Genomic DNA, 16,725 nt, shown 5'->3' with positions numbered 1-16,725 from the left:
GCGGCGATGCCCCGGTAGCGCGACAACCGGCGCATCGCTGGCCGGCAGCGCGTTTTGGTAGAGCCGACGTCTACCTCGGCCAGCTTCTGCCCCAGCCACCGCGTCGACCGATCACAGCACGGCTGACAGAGCACGGGCGCGCGGCGTGGCGTGCCGCAGCGCGAGATGCTCGATCGCCTGCGGGCCTTCGACCCAGTACAGTTTTTCGCCGCCGTCGGGCTGGAACGCGAGCCAGCCGGGGTTGGCATGGCGCTTGTTCAGCGACGCGACGGTGTCGAAAAAGCGCTTGTGAGGGTCGGTTGTGCCATTGGGCGACAGCGGGTCGAAGAGCAGCCGCTGCCACCCTTGGTCTTCGTAGCAGTTGAGAAACGTCTCTTGGTTCTCGGACGACACTCTTAGCTTCTTGACCAGCACTCCCAGAAACCAGAGCTCGCGCCGCAGCGCGTCGTACCTGGGAAACTCCTCGACGACCGTCTCGGCCAGAATCAGGGGCGAGCCGGGCGAGGGGTGATAATGGATATCGACAAGAATGACCGAGTCGGTCAACGGAATCGAGGCGCGCGACTCCAGGGAGCGCTGCGCCGTACGCACTGAGCGTGCCATGGCGAAATCTCCGTATGAAAGCCGATGGAAATGTTCTGACCCCGTCCCCCCGGCTTCCATCACGGCACTTGCCGTCGCCTTGTTTGATTCCGCCTAACGGGCACGGTCTTCGTCCCACTTAACATAACAATCACTCGGCCAAAGTCAAGCACCCGCGCATTTTTCGCTCATGGCGATGGTCGCTGCGATCGACGACAGGGCCTCGGCCGGCGCGGCAGGCAACACGTTTGTCGCGTCCAGCGTTCTGGAGCTGGCGACTTCGGTTGCGCGTGCGTCAGCGGCACGCGGACATCCAGGGGCACCTCCAGCGCGTGGCCGCACGCCGCGCGCGGCCCGTTCCTGAACAAAAGCGCCGCGCGCGTGTCGCTTTTGTTTAGGCGCCGCCGCGGGCGCCGGTGCGGCGCCTCTCCGCATGGTCGACGTAAATGCTTTTGCCGCTTTGATTTGCGACGTTCCGACATCGGCCTATCTCCCGCCGCCAATCGTCCGCCTACCGCCCGCCGTGAATCGTCCGCCTACGTCGTTCCTACCGAAGGGCTGGCTTGGAGGGTTCTTGTGTCGGCCGCGCCGGTAGCATGCCGACTACGCTCAACCTTGGCGGAGCCGTGCCGAAAACCGAAGTCGCGACGATCCCAAGGGCATTCGTGATGGGTGCGGGAGGTTGCCGCAGCGCGTCGGGCATACGTTGCGGAGTCAATCATTGGACTTCTCCCCTTTTCGCCGTCCGGCGCCACCCCGCATGATCGACGTAAATGCTTTTACTGCTTCGATTTGCGACGTTCCGACACGGCACGCTGCACGTCGCTCGGCCGCCTACCGCCCGCCGCCAACCGTCCGCCTACGTCGTTCCTACCGTAGGGCTGGCTTGGAGGGTTCTCGTGTCAGCCGCGCCGGTGGCATGCCGACTACGCTCAACCTTGGCGAAGCCGTGCCGAAAACCGAAGTTAGGACGATCCCAAGGGCAGGCGCGATGCGTGCGAGACGTGCAGAGGCGGCGTCGCAGCCAATTGTGGTTGATCACCGCCGTTTGCCCTTTGTGACTTCAGTTGTGGCTTTGGCCGCAGGGGCTGCTGCGGCGGTGCTCTCGGGCCGCTCTAAAAGCAAAGTAAGATCGATAGTGTGATTCCCTCGCTCAACGCAGAGCGTGTGGGTGCCGGGTTCCCGAAGGGGCCGACAGATATCCCACAGTGTGCGCCCGCTGGTGCGCCGTGAATCTATCATCTCGATCAAATCGCCAACGGCCAAGCCAGCGCGCTCGGCGGCGCTGCCAGGCAGCACGAACGAAACGACGGTGCATCCGTCCTTTCGCGAGAGATTCGCGCCGCTAAGGTCCCAGTGACTCGGATTGTTGTGGCGCGCGCTCGGCCGAAGGTACATTCGCTTGCCGGGGAAATCGAACGTAACGACGTATCGCGAGAGGTACTCAAGACCTAGCAGATTGCTCTCACCTTCATAGAACAGTACGTCGCAGTGGCGGAAGTCGCCCAGCGCGACGCCCGCAGCCAGCGCACCGCGCCGCGACGAAACTCCCCCCGCCGATGCGACGCGCGCCGTCGTAACGTGCGCCGCATGCGCGCCATCCACCATCGTGGCGAAGTGCCCGGCCTCGATCGTGCCCTGGCCTGTGCAGCCTGTGTCAATGGTGAACGGCAGGCGACCCAAACCGCTTATCTCCAGCGTTACGGCGGGTCCCCGGGGCAGGCGATCTAGCGGCAGCGGTTCTCCCGATCCTTTGGGAATGCCGCGGAGACACGCGACCTCGCCTCGATCGAAATCGAGTCGCAGGATTCGTTGCCAGAGGAAGTCCATTCCAATTATACCTGCAACATCGACTCCGGTGCCCTCGCGCGCCCACGACATATCGTGGCAAAGAACCTCCGTGACGCCCGAAAGAACGCGATCCCCAAATTTAGCCCGCGGTGCCGCGAAAAGCTCAAGCTGTCTGGTCCCATTCGATGTATGTACTTCCACGTTCCGCAAGAGATTTCCTAACTCCGCGCGGACTGACAAATCGACGGCCGTTATGGATGCGCCCGTGTCGATGAAAAAAGGCCGCGTCGTCCCGTTCAAGTTAATGGGAACCCCGATGAGTGGCCCATTGGGGTCGAATTTGGCTCGCGCCTCGACGAGCTTCTCGTGGCCGGACGTCGGCTCCGCCCTCCCATGGGTCGTGACGAGTAGGGCCAAGCAAATACCAAGACGCGCGCAGAAGAGTCCTGGCACCACAAGCTTCGTCCGGTCGTGATTAACAGCGCAAGACATTCTGCATGAGCGTCCGAGCAGGACGTCCTTATGAGGCGTTCCGCGCTAGCATGCACGATGCACGCGGGAACCGTCTCAGACCCTGTTAACCCCTAATTGCGATCCAACATCGACGTTGCCGGCGTCGCCCCCAAAGCTCCGTCAGCTCCTCCAGTTCATCGTTAAGGGAGAATTATCGTCCCTTGAATCCAAAGGGTCTCCTTGGTGTTTTCTCTAGAGTGGTTCATGAGCGGCTCGCTCAAGATGAAGCCGATTTTCGCGGTAAGATTGAACGGCGCAGACATTTCGTACAACTGCATCGCGAGCCCCGCCTGCAAGGCAGTGGCGCCGTTCGCATTCTGCACTCCAATCATGATTTGGTTCGTCTCGTTGACGGTGGCGAACATGGCCGCTTTCGCGAACAGCGCGCTCTGCTCGAATTTGATTTCTTCAAGCTTAAGGGGTGCGCTAGGCGAACTCGCCTCAAGCTTCATGCTCGCCTCCTGCGTCTGCAGCAGGTCGCCCGATGGTCCCACGTCGCCGCCGATCTGCGCCGCGAGCTCTGCGGCCTCCATGGCCTGCTCGGCCGCTGCCGCCGCTACCGTTCCACCTTCGCTCGTGACTGCAGCAGCAAAGGGGCTCGAGGCTGGGAGTACCCCGCCCGGCTGCTGGTGCTGCTGCATCTGTTGCTGCATGGCGGCCATGTCCGCAGCAGCCTGCTGCGCCGCCTGCGAGAACGGCCCACCCGGTGAAGGCTGCGGCGACTGTAAACCGAGCGGATCAATCCTGTCGCTGGGGTCGTTTCGCGCGTACCGACTCAAGTTGACGTCACCGGCCATGAAGCCCGCGGGATCCTGGCTCTCCCAGGTGGCTGTGGCGGGATTGTACCAGCGGTGGTAGTTGTTCACCAGACCAGTAATCGCATCCTCATGGCCCCCCGCGAAGCCGGACCACCATGTCACCGAGGGGTCGCTCTGGTACGCCGTCTCGCCAAAGACGGTGTCGACAATGTGATTCAGAACCGTGCCGCTGTTGCTGACGATGTCGTGCGGAGTGCCGAGGTTGTCGTCCGCCGCCCAGGTGTTGACGCCGCCCTGGTTGGGCGAAGAGACCGCCTCCTGCGCAGTGACCGCGTCGACCCCCGCCGGATTCAGGGCCACCAGGTTCCGCTGCGTCAGGTTCCCGTTGCCGTCGACCACGAACACCGGCTGCGCCAGCGCCGTGCCCGGTACGCCGGCCGCGGGGATTTCGCGCGACACATCGAGCACGTAATGCTCGATCTCGTTGTAGGTGCCGCTGCCGGTCGTGTCGACTTCGGTGGCCAGGAGATGATCGAACACGTCGTAAACATAATGCACGTGCTCGGTCAGCACGCTGTTGTTGTCGTAGTATTCGACGTCCGTGAGGCGATTGCGGTAGTCCCAGGAATACGTGGTCTGATAGTCGCTGGCGTAATTCGTCGAGATCCGGGTGCGGACGGTGGTGTTGCCGTCGGCGTCGTGCTGATAGTTGAACGTGCCGTCGCTGGTGATCAGGTTGTCGGAGCCGGTCGAATATCCGGTATTCGTTCTGTTGCCGTTGAGGTCGAACGAATAGCTTTCGTTGGCCGGCTGGGTGCCACCGGGCGCCGTGGTGTAGGTCGCCGACGTGAGCTGGTTCGTGGGGTCATAACCATAGCTGGCCGTGCCGTCGATGCTGGTGAAACTGGTGATGTTGTTCGCGGCGTCGTAGCCCCAGCCCAAGGTGTCTATCGTGTTGGCGCCGGCGTTCGAGGTGTAGGCCAGGCCGGTCAGGCGGTTGCCGGTGTCGTAGGAATAAGCCCCATGCAACACGTCGCTGCGCGGGCCGCCGAGAGTGTTGTACGCCCACGTATCCGTGACTTGGCCCAGGGCGTTGTAGTCGTAGTCGGCCTCCTTGGGCGAGACGATGTTGCCGCCGGTCTGGTCCTGCTGCGTGACGCTCGTCAAGTTCTGATCGCCGTCGTAGGAATAACTGTTGAGGAAGTCGAGCGTGCCGGCGACGGTGGCCGACTGGCTGGTGCGGTCACCCATCAGGTCGTAGCCGTTGGTGAGCAGCACGTCGGGCACGTTGGGCGTGCCCGCGTTGTCGGTCGAAGTCACCAGGCCATCTCCGTTATAGGCGAAGGCGTAGGCCGAGTTCGGATCGCTGGCGGTGAGCAGTTCGTTATCGGCATCGTATGTGTAGGCCATCGTGGCGATCACCGTGCCGCCGCTCATCCACTGCTCGGCCGTCAGCCGGTGCAGGTTGTCATACGTGAAATCTCGGACGCGCCCGTCGGCATCCTGGATGCTGGTCACGTCAGAAGATGGGTTATAGCCCCAAGTCGTCGTTCCGCCGGCATTCGTTTCCGTGAGCTGGCGGTTTAACTGGTCATACGTCCATGAAGTAGAATTACCAGCCGGGTCGACGAGCTTCACTTCGTTTCCCGCCGGATCCAGGGTGATTTGGGTCACTCCCGCGTTGGCGTCCGTGGTTTGCACGAGCCGAAAGCGAGAATCATATTGATGGCTGCCGGTATGGTTCAGCCCGTCGGTAGTGCCGAGCAGTTCTCCCAGGTGCCCATAGGAATACGAGGTGCTGTGGTTCAAATTGTCGGTTACCGAGGCCACCTGCGCGTCGGCCGTATAGGCGGTCGTTTGGTTGTGATTCATGGCATCGGTGACCGTCACCGGCCGCCCGTCGGCATCAAAACCGAACGTCGTCGTTGGTCCCTGACCCGAACCGCTTTGGGCGGGCAACGTTTCAGTCGTGACCAGCCGTTCGTCGGCATTGGCGTAGGCCCAGGTCGTGGTGCCCGACAGGGCGTTCGTCTCCGACACCTTGCGCGAGAGGTTGTCGTAGGCCACCGTCGTCACCGGCCACGACTGGCCCTTGGCGGGCGCGGGCAGCGTTTCGCTGGCCATGCGGTTCAACTTGTCCCACGTGTAGGACGCGACGCGACCGAGCGCAGAAGTGGACGTTAGTTGATTTCCGTTTGCGTCATAGGTGAATGAGAGCACGGGATTGGCATCGCCGGTCGCCGGCGCGGGCAAGGTCTCTTGCACCAACTCGTTGCGCGAATTGTATTGAAGACTGGAAATGTTGCCCATTTCGTCTTGCGTGGTGAGCACGTTTCCGTCTTTGTCGTAAGTCATTGATACGACGCCGTTTAGCGCGTTCGTCACGCTTACGACACGCCCCAGGACGTCGTAGGCCGTGGTGGTCGTCGCCGAGTCTTCGTTCGTGAAACTGGTTTGGCGATCGTCGGCGTTATAGGCGAAGAGCTGGGTGCTGCCGTCGGGCCACTCGATCTCGTCAAGCCGCTGGTACTGGTCGTAGAAATACTGCGTGGTCTCGGTGCCCGTGCCGTTATTGGGCGCCGGCACGGTCATCGTCAAAGGCTCCCCGTAAGAGTTAAACGTCCACGAAACCTGGTTGCCCGACGGATCTTGCTCGGTCAGCACATCGCCTTTGCTATCGAAGGTTCGCAGCCATTCTTTTCCGGTCGTGTCGATGAAGGTGGCCCACTCGCCGAAGGCGTTGAACGTCCACGTGCCGTAGGTCGGCATGGCCCCGCTGGCCGACGTTTCGTTGCCCATCGAATCGTGGGCGATGGTGGTCACGGGCGAGGTGGCGCCCGTGGTCGGCGGCGGCTGGGTGATCACGGTCGGCAAGCCGTTGGCATCCCGCTGGATGGTTGTGGTGTTGCCCGCCGCGTCGGTTTGGCTGATCACATCCCCGAGCTGGTCCGTTTGATAGGACCTGGTATTGCCATCGGCGTCCGTCGCGCTGGGAACCACGCTGGAGGCGAGCGTGCCTTGCGAGGGCTGGTATTGCGTACCGCCGTAGCCGTAGTTCTGCTCGCTGGTGTCCGCGGTGCTCGCTCCGCCAGGCAGAGTGGTCTGGCTGAGGCGATGGTAGCTGTTGAGCACGAATTGCGATTCGTTGCTGTTGGGGTCGGTTTCGCTGGTCATGTATCCCACCGAATAGGCGTATTGCCAAACGGGCGAGCCGCCGCCTGGGTTGGGCTCAGTGACGCTGGTCAAATCGCCGCTCGTCATGCCAAAGCTCCAGACGTCGGCCGCATAGTCGCTAATCGAGCTGAGGAGGCCCGAGGCATAGCTCAAATCGACGGACCTCCCGAATTGATCGGTGATCGATGTCAGATCGGCGCCGGTCCAGCCGTAGGCGGTGGTCTCACCGGTGCGCTCGACGCGGCTGGTGAGGTCGCCGGAGCCGTTGAAGGTGAAGGTGACGCCCTGGCGCGTCACAAGCTGCCAGCCGCCGCCGCTGACGGCGGTGAGCGTGTCGAAGGCGTGGGGTCCGGCCGGGCTGGTGTAGCTGTTGCCCGAGCCGGCCGTGAAATACCAGCCCTCAGCGCTGCCGTCGGTAAGGAGCACGCCGGCGGGCACGCCCGGCACGTTGTTCTGGTAGAGGCGGTCGAGGCCGGGCATGTCCCAGCCCAGGCCGAACGGGCTGGCGCTGTTGTTGACCACGTTCACGTAGCCGCTGATCGTGGGAGTGCCGTAGGTGCTGCCGCTGAGGGTCAGCGTGTAGGGATAACAACCGGTGGGCAGCGAGGTGCTGGTCTGGATGGCCACGTGGACGGTGGGGTCGGCGCCGAGGTACTGGGTGGTGAAGTAGCTGGTGCCCGCGGCCGCGCCGTCGAGGGTGGCGGAGACTTCGACGGTGCCCATGGTGCCCGACGCGATGGCGAGTTGGGTGTCGCCTTCCAGCACCACATCGGGGCTGCCGGCGATGCTGCTATATTCCAGCGAGAGGTTGTGGGCGGTGGCGGGCGCTCCGTCGGCCGGTTGGGCCGAGACGACGGTGCCGCCCGAACCGCCGGCCGGCAGAGGCGAGGTGATCGCCTGGTCGGGATAGGGGTCGTTGAGAATTTGCCGGCTGACGTCGATCGTATCGACCGGCAGCTTGGTGGTATCGACGAAGGTCACGACGCCCATCTGCACATCGAGCTGGACGGCGGCGATATTGCCGCGGCCGCCGTTGGTGTCGGTGGCGTAGTATTCGAAGGTATCGGTACCGGTGAAGTTCGGGTCGGGCGTATAGGAGAAGCCGCCGTCGGTGTTGACGCTGGCGGTACCGTAGCTCGGGCTGCCCATCAGGTAGGCGCTCATCTGGTAACCGCCGCTGTCGCTGCAATCGGCCAGCAGGCCGGGCGCGGCGACGTTGAGGGTGCCGGCGCTGGAGGCGTCGTAGTTGGCGTTGTTGGCGGTGATGGAGAGCATGGCCCGCATTTCGAGCTGCTCGATGGCCCGCACGTGCGCGAGCTGCCGCCACGACAGACCGGGCCGGGCGAGGGTTGTGCGGCGCTTGGCCCGGCGCGGCTTGGGCCGCATGACCATCCACAGCCAAGGCAGGCCTTCGCTGAGCCGCTCGAGCAGCGAGTTGGACCGGCGGGGCGGGGATTTTGGCGTGCGTTTTTTGAACATGATCGACTCCGTGTGTGAGGGTTCGGGGTTCAGCGTCTTAGGTCTTAGGTCTTGGGTCTTGGGTCTTGGGTCTTGGGTCTTGGGTCTTGGGTCTTGGATTTTGGGTCTTGGATTTTGGGTCTTGGGTTTTGGATTCAGGGCTTTTGTTTGCGACGTTTGCGGACGGGGGCGGGGTGGCGTTTTTCCAGTGCGGCACAGGCGGCATCGAGCTCGTTGAGCTTCCGCCGCAGCTCGGCCACATAGACGCGCACGTCCTTGACGTTCGTGACCTCGCCGAATTCGTCGAGCCTTTCCTGCAGCGACTTGCTCATGGCCGAAAGCCAGCGGCGGAGCTTGGCGTCGGCCGTCGAACGGCGTTGGGGCAGGCCGAGAATCTCACGGGCCAGCCGTTCGGCCTCGTCGATCGTCAGCTCGGCCACGTCGTCGGGCGACTCGAACGCCAAAGCCAGCAGCCGGCCGCAGTGCCAACGGTCGCGCTGAATGTGGTTTTCGATACACCAGTCCTGCCAGCCGCCCTCGGGCACCTGCGCCTGCACGAGCAAAAGCACCTTGCCGAAAAACCAGTAGCGGGGGCAGCACCGCTGGCAATGCCCGATCTCTTTGTCCTCCCACCTTGCCCGGTCGTAGAGCTCGGGGAGCGTCCAACCTTCGCTGGGAAAATCCATCCGCGGTTGGCCCAGCGCAGCGGAATCGCAAATCTGATTGGTGCAGGGAGAAATCGCCTGAATCATGTGGCCCTCCTTGGGGTGGTTTTGGGGGGAAGTGAAGTAGCACGTCGGCGCCTTGGTCCGGATTCGGCCCGCATCGCCACGTGCCATCGGTTTGTCGAGTCAGCGAGTAGCACGTCAGCGCCTTGGCGGCAGTCTTGCGCCTTCAAGATTGGATTCCGGTCGCTTGCCATCGGCGTGCCGCCCTTTTGAAAGGTCAGGTGGTCCGCGTCGGCAATCCGCTTGTGATTGCACTGACGCGTGTTGGCGTCACTTTAAGGGCGACGCCAAGGCCATTGCAATCGGCGCTTGACGGCGCAAAACCACGGCGCTTGACGATGCGAACGTCGGTGTTTGACGGAGCTTGACGGTCGAACGGCGCTTTTTGACGATGCTTGACGGTGGAAAGCCCGGGTCAACCGGAGATTGACGGAGGAATCGTTTCCTTGCTGACGGCCGCGCCACCGCTCTGGCCGGTAGCCGGCTTTGTGAGAAGTCAGGCCGTCCCCACAGTTCGAGCCGGAATTCTCACGAATCCTGCTGCGCGCGAAGTAGGGCGGAATGCGGCGAGAGATGGTTTGAGCCGCCGCTCTATAGCGAGGTCAGGAACCGCCGCGCAAGCCGGCGGCATGCCATGCAAAGAAACATCGCAAGTTCAAGCAGCGTATTTGTTTTCGTCGAAGCGGAGGGCAAGGGATTCGAACCCTCAACCCCGTAAGGGGCACCTGATTTCGAGTCAGGCCGCTAGCCATTCGCTTACCCTCCGAGCGGCATTTTGTGAATCTACTGTGCGTGCCGTGCATTGGCAAGCTGGCCCAACGTGAACTAAGTTTCCTTTGAGACCGCGCTGGCGGGCGGCAGGTTCGCGCCGGCCGAGCGGTCGCCCTCAAACCTCCGGGCGGGCCCATCCATGGACCGACTTGATCGCAAACGACAGCAACTCGAAAGCCTCTTCGACATCGCGCGGCAGGCGTCCGGCGAGACCGTCGCGGTCGGCGACGTCATGACGGTCGGTCCGACGTGCATCTCGCCAAGCGCGACGCTGCTCGAACTGGTGAAGCTTTTTCATGCCAAGGAATTTCGCCATCCCCTGGTGGCCGATGCCGATGGCCGGCTGGTGGGCGTGGTGAGCGACCGCGACGTCATTCGCTGCTTTGGTCCGGGCCGTTACCCGGAAGAACGGGTGCTGGAAAGCGTGACGGCGGCCGACATCATGAGCACCGACCTGGTGACGATTTCGCCCTCGGCGCCGCTGGCGCAGGCCATCGAATTGCTGTGCGGCTTTGGCATCAACTGCCTGCCGGTGGTCGAGGGAGGGAAGGTGGTCGGCATCCTGACGAGCACCGATTTGTACGTCGTTCTGGAAACGTTGTTACAAACCCTCCATCAGTCACCTGCCGCAACGGCCGCGCAATTCACGGCCGCCAATCATTAAAACCCGCCCGAACGACCCGCCTCGCGGCCGCTGGTAGCAAGTCTTGCCGGCGTATGCAATCTAGGGGTTCTTGCGGTTCGACCCGCCGTGTTGAGCGGCCCAAAAAGCCTGCGCCGCCGCCGCCGCCGCCGCCGATACTTCGCTTGTCACGAAGCTATCCACGTAGGACCGACACCCATGCCCAAAGAGATCGTCCGAGTCGTCACTCGAGGGACCGATGGCAAACTTCGTGTAAGGGAATACAACAAACCTGAATCGCTGCTCAAGATGCACACGCAAGTCGGCATCGACGATTGCAGCACCGACCTGGGCCTGCGTGGCCTGCCCGTCTTCCGCGGCCTGATCGGCCCCATGCCGGAAGGAAAGAATATCGTCCGCTACGAGTCGCCCGAAGTGTTCGAAACCCTGACCAAAGAGTGGAGCACGGCGAAGATCGCGCGGCGGCGAAGCCAAGTTGCGGCGTCGCAGTCGCAAGAGACGGCCGTCGAGTTGGACCAAGGGGCACAGTAAGGGTTCGGGGTTCAGGGTTCAGGCAATTGCGAATTGGCAATTGCTTAACGGCCGATTCCTCCTCGGCGGCCTTGTCGCCGCGTCACGGCCGGGATGGACAGAAGCGGTGGGCCGTGGTTATACTGAGCGGTTCGCCCCTGCCGATAAGTAAAGCTGGGGCCTGGGGATTGTCCGTCGGTATTTCCGTTTCCAGTCTTAGTAAAGGAGGAGTTGTGGTCAAGTTGAACGTTCGGGAACGCGAATCGATTCAAGAAGCCGTTCGCCGTTTCCGAAAGCTGGTCGAGCGGAGTGGTATCAAAAAGGAGATGAGGCGGAAAGAATACTACGAAAAACCGAGCGAAACACGCCGCCGCTCCCGATTGCGTGCCGAGCGGCGCACGCGTCGCAACACGCTCCTGGTCCGCTGATTATCGCGTGGCGGTTTCAAGTAAGGGTGTCGAACGTGCCGCGACCTGGGCGGCAATCGGTTCCACCAACCGCAGTAGTTCACGGGGGCTGAACGGCTTGCCGACCACGGCCAGCACGCCCCACTTTTCCGCCAATCGTTCCGGCGACAACTCAAAGCCTTTGGCAGTCAGCACGATGACCGGCAGTTTCTCCATGTCCGGCCGTTGCCGAATGCGTTCGATCAATTCCAGCCCGTTCAGCCGCGGCATTTGAAGATCGGTGATCAGCAGGTCGGGCGGATCAAGCTCGATCGCTTCCCAGGCTTCCTGCCCGTTGGCGGCGCAACGCACCTCGAAGCCGGCACGGGCCAGCTTGAATTCCGCCGCCCGCAAGATGTGTACTTCGTCGTCGCAGAGCAGGATTTTCGCGGTCATAGGGTTCTCCTGAGGAAAGTGCGCGGTGGGAGGGTCAAGGGGCGGCGAGGGCGGCGGCGTGGTCGGCGGCGTGGTCGGCCAGCGTGTCTCCGGCCAGTGAAACCTCCACCTCGGCCCGCGCTCGTTCGAGCAAGTCGTCGATGGCTTCCTCCAAGCGTTGGGCCTGACTGCTGATGCCGTTCAGAAACTCTTCGCGCGTCACGTCGTCGTCGGCATCGCCGTCGGCCAGCAATTCGACATAGGCTTTGATGCCTGCCAGGGGCGTTTTCATTTCATGGTTGGCCACCAGCAGGAATTCCGCCAGGGGGCCGCGATGCGCGGCGGAGCGGAGCGGCACGGCCGGTTTGTCCGAGGCGGCCCACCGCGCCCACAGCCAAAACGGGGCGGCGGCAGCGGCGATCGCCAAGGTTTGAAAGCCGAATTGCAAGAGCCAGGGTTGCCGGGCGGTCCAGGCCGAACATGTGGCCAGGGCCGCGGCGGCGGAGAGCACGGTTGCGGCCCCTAAGCCCGGCGGCAGCGCCCTGGCGATCATCGCATCGCGACGGCCTGGGAGCAGATTCATTCCATTTAGGGTCACGGAGGTTTCGCGAGCAGTAACGGAATGAATTCGGTTTACACGGCGCCGCGGTGGAAGTAGGCGCGGCAGGGGTCCCCTCTTGCATCCAGCTTCCCTGCCGCGCCAAGGTATTTCGTGCGGGGGCCGTCCCTGCCACCGGAGTGTACGGAAACTATAGGTCACAATGGCCGACCTGCAAGCCAATCCAGCCCCACATCGAGCCACTCGGCCGAATGCGTCAAGGCCCCGACGCTGATTCTCTCGACTCCGCTTCGCGCCACGTCGGCCACCGTTTGCAGACGGATGCCGCCCGATGCTTCCAGCTCGACGTCCGGCGCAAGCGAGTTCCGCAACTCCACCGCCTCCCGCAGCATCGAGGGCGGCATGTTGTCCAAGAGCACGATGTCGGGCCCCAGCGGCAACACCTCGCGCAATTGATCGAGCGAGTCGACCTCGATCTCGACCATCATCCGACGATGAGCATCGCGTTCGTCAAGCCGGGCCAAAAACTCCCGTGCCTTGCCCACGGCGTCGGCAGGGGAAAAGTGCGGCCCTTCGGCCGCGGCGCCAAGGGCAAGGTGGTTGTCTTTGATGAGGATGCCGTCGAACAGCCCCAGCCGGTGATTGTGCCCGCCGCCGAGGCGCACCGCGTACTTCTCCAGCCGTCGCCAGCCGGGAGTGGTCTTGCGCGTATCGTAGATTCGGGCCGAAGTGCCGGCGACGGCATCGACAAAGCGTCGGGTGAGCGTGGCGATGCCCGACAGGTGGCCCAGCAGATTCAACAGCGGCCGCTCGACCGCCAACAAACTGCGGGCATTGCCGGCGACCTCGGCGACGACCGTCGCGGCCCCGACCGGCTGTCCGTCGTCGATCAGCGTCCGCCATTCGAGCCGCGGATCGTATTCGTCGAGCGTCACGCGGGCGGCCGGCAATCCGGCAATCACGCCCGGCTTGCGAGCGACGACGCGCGCTTTTCCGCCGGCGGCCTCCGGCACGAGGGCCACGCTGGTCCAATCGTAAAGCCGTTCGAGATCCTCACGCACCGCCAGTCGCACCAACTGGCGGCAGTCGTCCTCGACCTCCGCATCCCATTCGACCTGGCGAAAATCGTTCATTCGAATCGCTCGACAAAAGCCCCTAGAGCCGCGGCGCGGCGGGCCTGACCGGCGGCAAAAACGACGGGGCGCCGGGGACCTTCACTTTCCGCTTGTAAACGCGGTCGCCGCAGGTGGCGAACAACACGTCGAAATCCTTGCCGCCAAAGCAGAGATTCGACACTTTGCCGTTCGGCGTGGGGATGATCGCGTTGACCCGCCCGGCCTGATCGCAAACCTGAATGCCCATGCGGGTCGCCACGTAGAGCCGCCCGTCGCGATCGACGCGCATGCCGTCGGCCCCGCTGTCGTCGGCCGTGTCGGGCACGTGCAGATGACAATACCGCTGCTTGTAGCGGAGCGTGCCATCGGACTGAATTTGATAGCTGTAGACCCAATGGCTGCGGCTGTCTGCGACATACAGCAGCGACTGGTCGGGCGAGAGCGTGAGGCCATTGGAGAACTTCAGCCCGGTATCGACGACTTTCTTCTCACCCTTCGGACTGATGAGCCAAATCTTGCTCGGATCGGTGCCGTTCCAACCGGGATTGGTCACGTAGACGCTGCCGTCGTGACGCACCACCAGGTCGTTGCCGCGAAATCCGTCGGCGATCACCGTCGGCTTGCCAGCCGCGTCGTAAGCGACGATCTGCTCGGCGCCGCCGGCCACGGAATACAGCCGGCCGTCGGGGCCGAACCGCTGGCCGTCGCCCTTTTGCGTCTCGTTGAGAAACACGCTCACGCCGCCGTCGAGGCCGACCTTATACGTTTTGCTGGCCGGCACGTCGTTGTAAAAAACCTCGCCTTGGGCATTCACCGCCGGCCCCTCGGTGAACTTGTAGCCCTGGGCGACAGGCCGCCAATCTTCGCCGGGCAGGAGAATGTCTTGCAGTTGCGGCGAGCCGGCCCCGGCCTTGATCGGTTGCGGCCAGTCCTTCCAGAGCCAGCGCGTGGCGTCGGCGAAGATTTCGGTGGCGTGCTTGCCGTTGTGCCCGCCGTCGCCCCAGGCGTGGTTGACTTCATAGCCGGCGAAGACGAGTGCCCGCTCCATCTCTTGATTGGCCATCCACCAATCGCCGCCGTAGATGTTCAGGTCGTTGCTGCCGTCTTCGAGAAAGATGCGGAGCGGCTTCGGCGCGAACTTGCGGATGAGCGTGGGATAGTTGTTGCCGCCCCGCAGGCCCACATAAGTGCCGACGGCGCTGAATACGCGGCGAAAAGCGTCGGGCCGTTCCCAGGCGGCCGTGAAGGCACAAATCGCACCGCTGCTGGAGCCGGCGATCGCCCGGTCGTTGCCCTCGCGCGACAGCCGGACCGGCCGACCGTCGGCGGCGGTCCGCTTCTCCACGTCGGGCAACAGCTCCTCCAGCAGGAAGCGGACGTAGTTGTCGCCCAGCCCGTCGTATTCAAAACTGCGGTTGAAGCGATCGAGTGCCGCGTCGCTGGATGCCTTGACGCGGCCGTGCATCACGAACACGCCGATCACCACCGGCATTTCTTTGGCCTCGATCAGCCGGTCGAAGACCGCGGGCGCGTTGAATTGCACGCCGTCCTGGTTGATGTGCAGACACGCCAGCCTGGCCGGATCGTACTGCTTGGGCACATAGATCCAATAATCGCGGACGGTGCCGGGAAAAACCTTGCTGCTTTCGAACGTGTACTTGGTCACCTCGCCCTTGGGTACCGCAGGCTGCGCGTCGTCGGCGAGGGCCGGCAGGGGCAGCAACGCGAGGACGATCGAAAGGGAAACGGCAGACGAGCGCATGGTGTCGGTCCTGTTGCCTGGGCGTGGGTGGGCGGCCGGCGGGTTCGCCCGCTCGGTTCGAGTGACTATGATAACGGGCGACGGGCAGTAAGAGAAATCATGGCTGAAGTGTTTTGCCAAACGACTTCGGTTTTGGAGGTAGGGTGGGACCAGCGAGCTTGCGAGCGCCGGCCCACCGATAGCAACGTCGTTTATGGTGGGCCGGCGCTCGCAAGCTCGCTGGTCCCACCCTACATTACCCGGCCAACAAATAGCGGCCGCCCAAAAACAGTAAAACCGCGAACACGCCCGTTCGCAACCGCTGTTGCGGAATCAGGCCCAGCAGCCGGTTGCCGAACACGATGGCGGCCAGCATCGGCACCAGCGACCAGCCCGTCGCCTTCCACACGTCGGGCGGAACTTCACGATGACTGACGAGCAGCGCCACGCGCATCAAACCGCCGCTCATGAACACCGCGGTCAGGCCGGCGACATGCCGCTGTTTCGACCAGGGCTGTGAATAAATGTAGGCCACCAGCGGCGGGCCGCCGACGTTGAAGGCGCCGGTCAAGATGCCGCTGCCCAGCCCGACGAACGGCTCCAGCCAGCGCGGCCAGCGCCACTCGGTGTGCCACACGACGAGCATCTCGAACAGAACCATCGAGCACAACGTCAGCCCCAACACGCGCGTGACCAGCAACCGCGGCAGCGATTCGAACAGCCAAAATCCCAGCGGCACGCCGGCGGTGGTGCCCAACGCCAGCAGCCACAAGCTGCGCCACGGCACGTCGCGCAGCGTGACGGCCGCCATCAACAGGCAGGCCGCCGTGCTGGTCAACGTCACGACCGCATGGGCCTCATCCAGTCCCAGCACCCACGGCAGCAGCGACATGGCGGTGATGCCGAAGCCGAAACCGGTCAGTCCCTGCGTGAAACCGGCCAAGGCCAGGACGAGGGTCGCGAGCAGTAGGGTTTCGGTGGGCATTGAGGAAGGTCCAGGGTTCAGGGTTCAGGGTTCAGGATATTGCAAATTGCGAATTGCGAATTCGCAATTGCCCAGAGCCTAACGCCTTTGATTATTGCACCCGCCTCTCTCGCCCGATAGATTGTGCGACGGGGAGTGAACCCTGAACCCTCGTATTGGACCGCTAGAACCGCCAAGCCAAAACCTACGCTCGTTCCGCCTGTCCTTCAACGAGGCGGACCACGTGATCGGCGCGATCGGCGGTGGCCAGGTCGTGGTCGCCATCGCGCAATGCAGCTTTCCGAAGAAGCCCAAGTCGCAAGGTCGCCGCCGCGCGCGGCGGCGAGCGTATCCGCCCCGCAAAAACCCCGGCGCCGCGCGCGGCGCCGGTTTTTCAAGCGTCCGCCGCGCGCGGCGGACGATGCGCAAACACCCATCAGGAAGCGTCTCGCTGGTTGTAAAGCTTCGCCGAACCCGTTTTTTTTGGCGGACTGATCTGGTCCCCGCTGGTATTTCCGGGGTAAAAGCACGTCCATCATGGATGGCACGCTGCTTGACCTAGCTCTGAGCGATGAATGCCGGGACTTCCCCGCGCAG

General features: G+C 63.3%; 12 protein-coding genes and 1 tRNA gene. 3 read left to right on the top strand and 10 right to left on the bottom strand.

Features of this window, described 5'->3' with window-relative positions:
• Positions 1 to 111: 111 nt before the first annotated feature.
• The 5 genes from VNH11_28810 to VNH11_28790 form a co-directional block, all read right to left on the bottom strand.
• On the bottom strand, positions 112 to 603 hold the full coding sequence (locus VNH11_28810; GenBank protein ID HVA50389.1) for a hypothetical protein: 492 nt from the start codon (positions 601 to 603) through the stop codon (positions 112 to 114).
• A gap of 1,017 nt (positions 604 to 1,620) precedes the next feature.
• Entirely contained in the window at positions 1,621 to 2,412 is a 792-nt protein-coding gene (locus VNH11_28805) for a PDZ domain-containing protein (protein ID HVA50388.1), read from the bottom strand.
• A gap of 614 nt (positions 2,413 to 3,026) precedes the next feature.
• On the bottom strand, positions 3,027 to 8,297 hold the full coding sequence (locus tag VNH11_28800; protein HVA50387.1) for an RHS repeat-associated core domain-containing protein: 5,271 nt from the start codon (positions 8,295 to 8,297) through the stop codon (positions 3,027 to 3,029).
• Between the two features lie 134 nt (positions 8,298 to 8,431).
• Complete coding sequence (locus tag VNH11_28795) at positions 8,432 to 9,028, bottom strand: hypothetical protein (GenBank protein ID HVA50386.1); 597 nt, start codon at positions 9,026 to 9,028, stop codon at positions 8,432 to 8,434.
• Positions 9,029 to 9,687: 659 nt separating this feature from the next.
• Positions 9,688 to 9,769 (bottom strand) — tRNA-Ser (locus tag VNH11_28790).
• 145 nt (positions 9,770 to 9,914) lie between these two features.
• Between VNH11_28790 and VNH11_28785 the strand changes: the two genes are divergently transcribed.
• The 3 genes from VNH11_28785 to rpsU all read left to right on the top strand — a co-directional run bounded on the left by VNH11_28785 (position 9,915) and on the right by rpsU (position 11,356).
• Positions 9,915 to 10,439 carry a CBS domain-containing protein gene (locus VNH11_28785; GenBank protein HVA50385.1) on the top strand — a complete coding sequence of 175 codons (525 nt, stop codon included), beginning with the start codon at positions 9,915 to 9,917 and terminating at the stop codon, positions 10,437 to 10,439.
• A 177-nt stretch (positions 10,440 to 10,616) separates the two neighbouring features.
• Positions 10,617 to 10,949, top strand: a complete 333-nt coding sequence (locus VNH11_28780; protein HVA50384.1) for a hypothetical protein — start codon at positions 10,617 to 10,619, stop codon at positions 10,947 to 10,949.
• Positions 10,950 to 11,161: 212 nt separating this feature from the next.
• Positions 11,162 to 11,356, top strand: a complete 195-nt coding sequence (gene rpsU, locus VNH11_28775) for a 30S ribosomal protein S21 (GenBank protein ID HVA50383.1) — start codon at positions 11,162 to 11,164, stop codon at positions 11,354 to 11,356.
• Here rpsU and VNH11_28770 read toward each other — a convergent pair whose 3' ends face one another.
• From VNH11_28770 to VNH11_28750, 5 genes are all read right to left on the bottom strand, one after another.
• Positions 11,357 to 11,770 carry a response regulator gene (locus VNH11_28770; GenBank protein ID HVA50382.1) on the bottom strand — a complete coding sequence of 138 codons (414 nt, stop codon included), beginning with the start codon at positions 11,768 to 11,770 and terminating at the stop codon, positions 11,357 to 11,359.
• A gap of 34 nt (positions 11,771 to 11,804) precedes the next feature.
• Entirely contained in the window at positions 11,805 to 12,332 is a 528-nt protein-coding gene (locus VNH11_28765) for a histidine kinase dimerization/phospho-acceptor domain-containing protein (GenBank protein ID HVA50381.1), read from the bottom strand.
• Between the two features lie 173 nt (positions 12,333 to 12,505).
• Positions 12,506 to 13,441 (bottom strand): carboxylating nicotinate-nucleotide diphosphorylase, encoded by a 936-nt coding sequence (nadC, locus tag VNH11_28760; GenBank protein ID HVA50380.1) that lies wholly within the window; start codon positions 13,439 to 13,441, stop codon positions 12,506 to 12,508.
• A 22-nt stretch (positions 13,442 to 13,463) separates the two neighbouring features.
• Positions 13,464 to 15,185 (bottom strand): SMP-30/gluconolactonase/LRE family protein, encoded by a 1,722-nt coding sequence (locus VNH11_28755; GenBank protein HVA50379.1) that lies wholly within the window; start codon positions 15,183 to 15,185, stop codon positions 13,464 to 13,466.
• Positions 15,186 to 15,420: 235 nt separating this feature from the next.
• Positions 15,421 to 16,149, bottom strand: coding sequence for a sulfite exporter TauE/SafE family protein (locus VNH11_28750; GenBank protein ID HVA50378.1), 729 nt, complete (start codon positions 16,147 to 16,149; stop codon positions 15,421 to 15,423).
• Positions 16,150 to 16,725 lie beyond the last annotated feature (576 nt).

It is taken from the genome of Pirellulales bacterium (assembly GCA_035533075.1).
Lineage (GTDB): Bacteria > Planctomycetota > Planctomycetia > Pirellulales > JAICIG01 > DASSFG01.
Note: the sequence above shows the minus strand (reverse complement) of the source record. Positions and strands in the feature narration are given on the sequence as shown.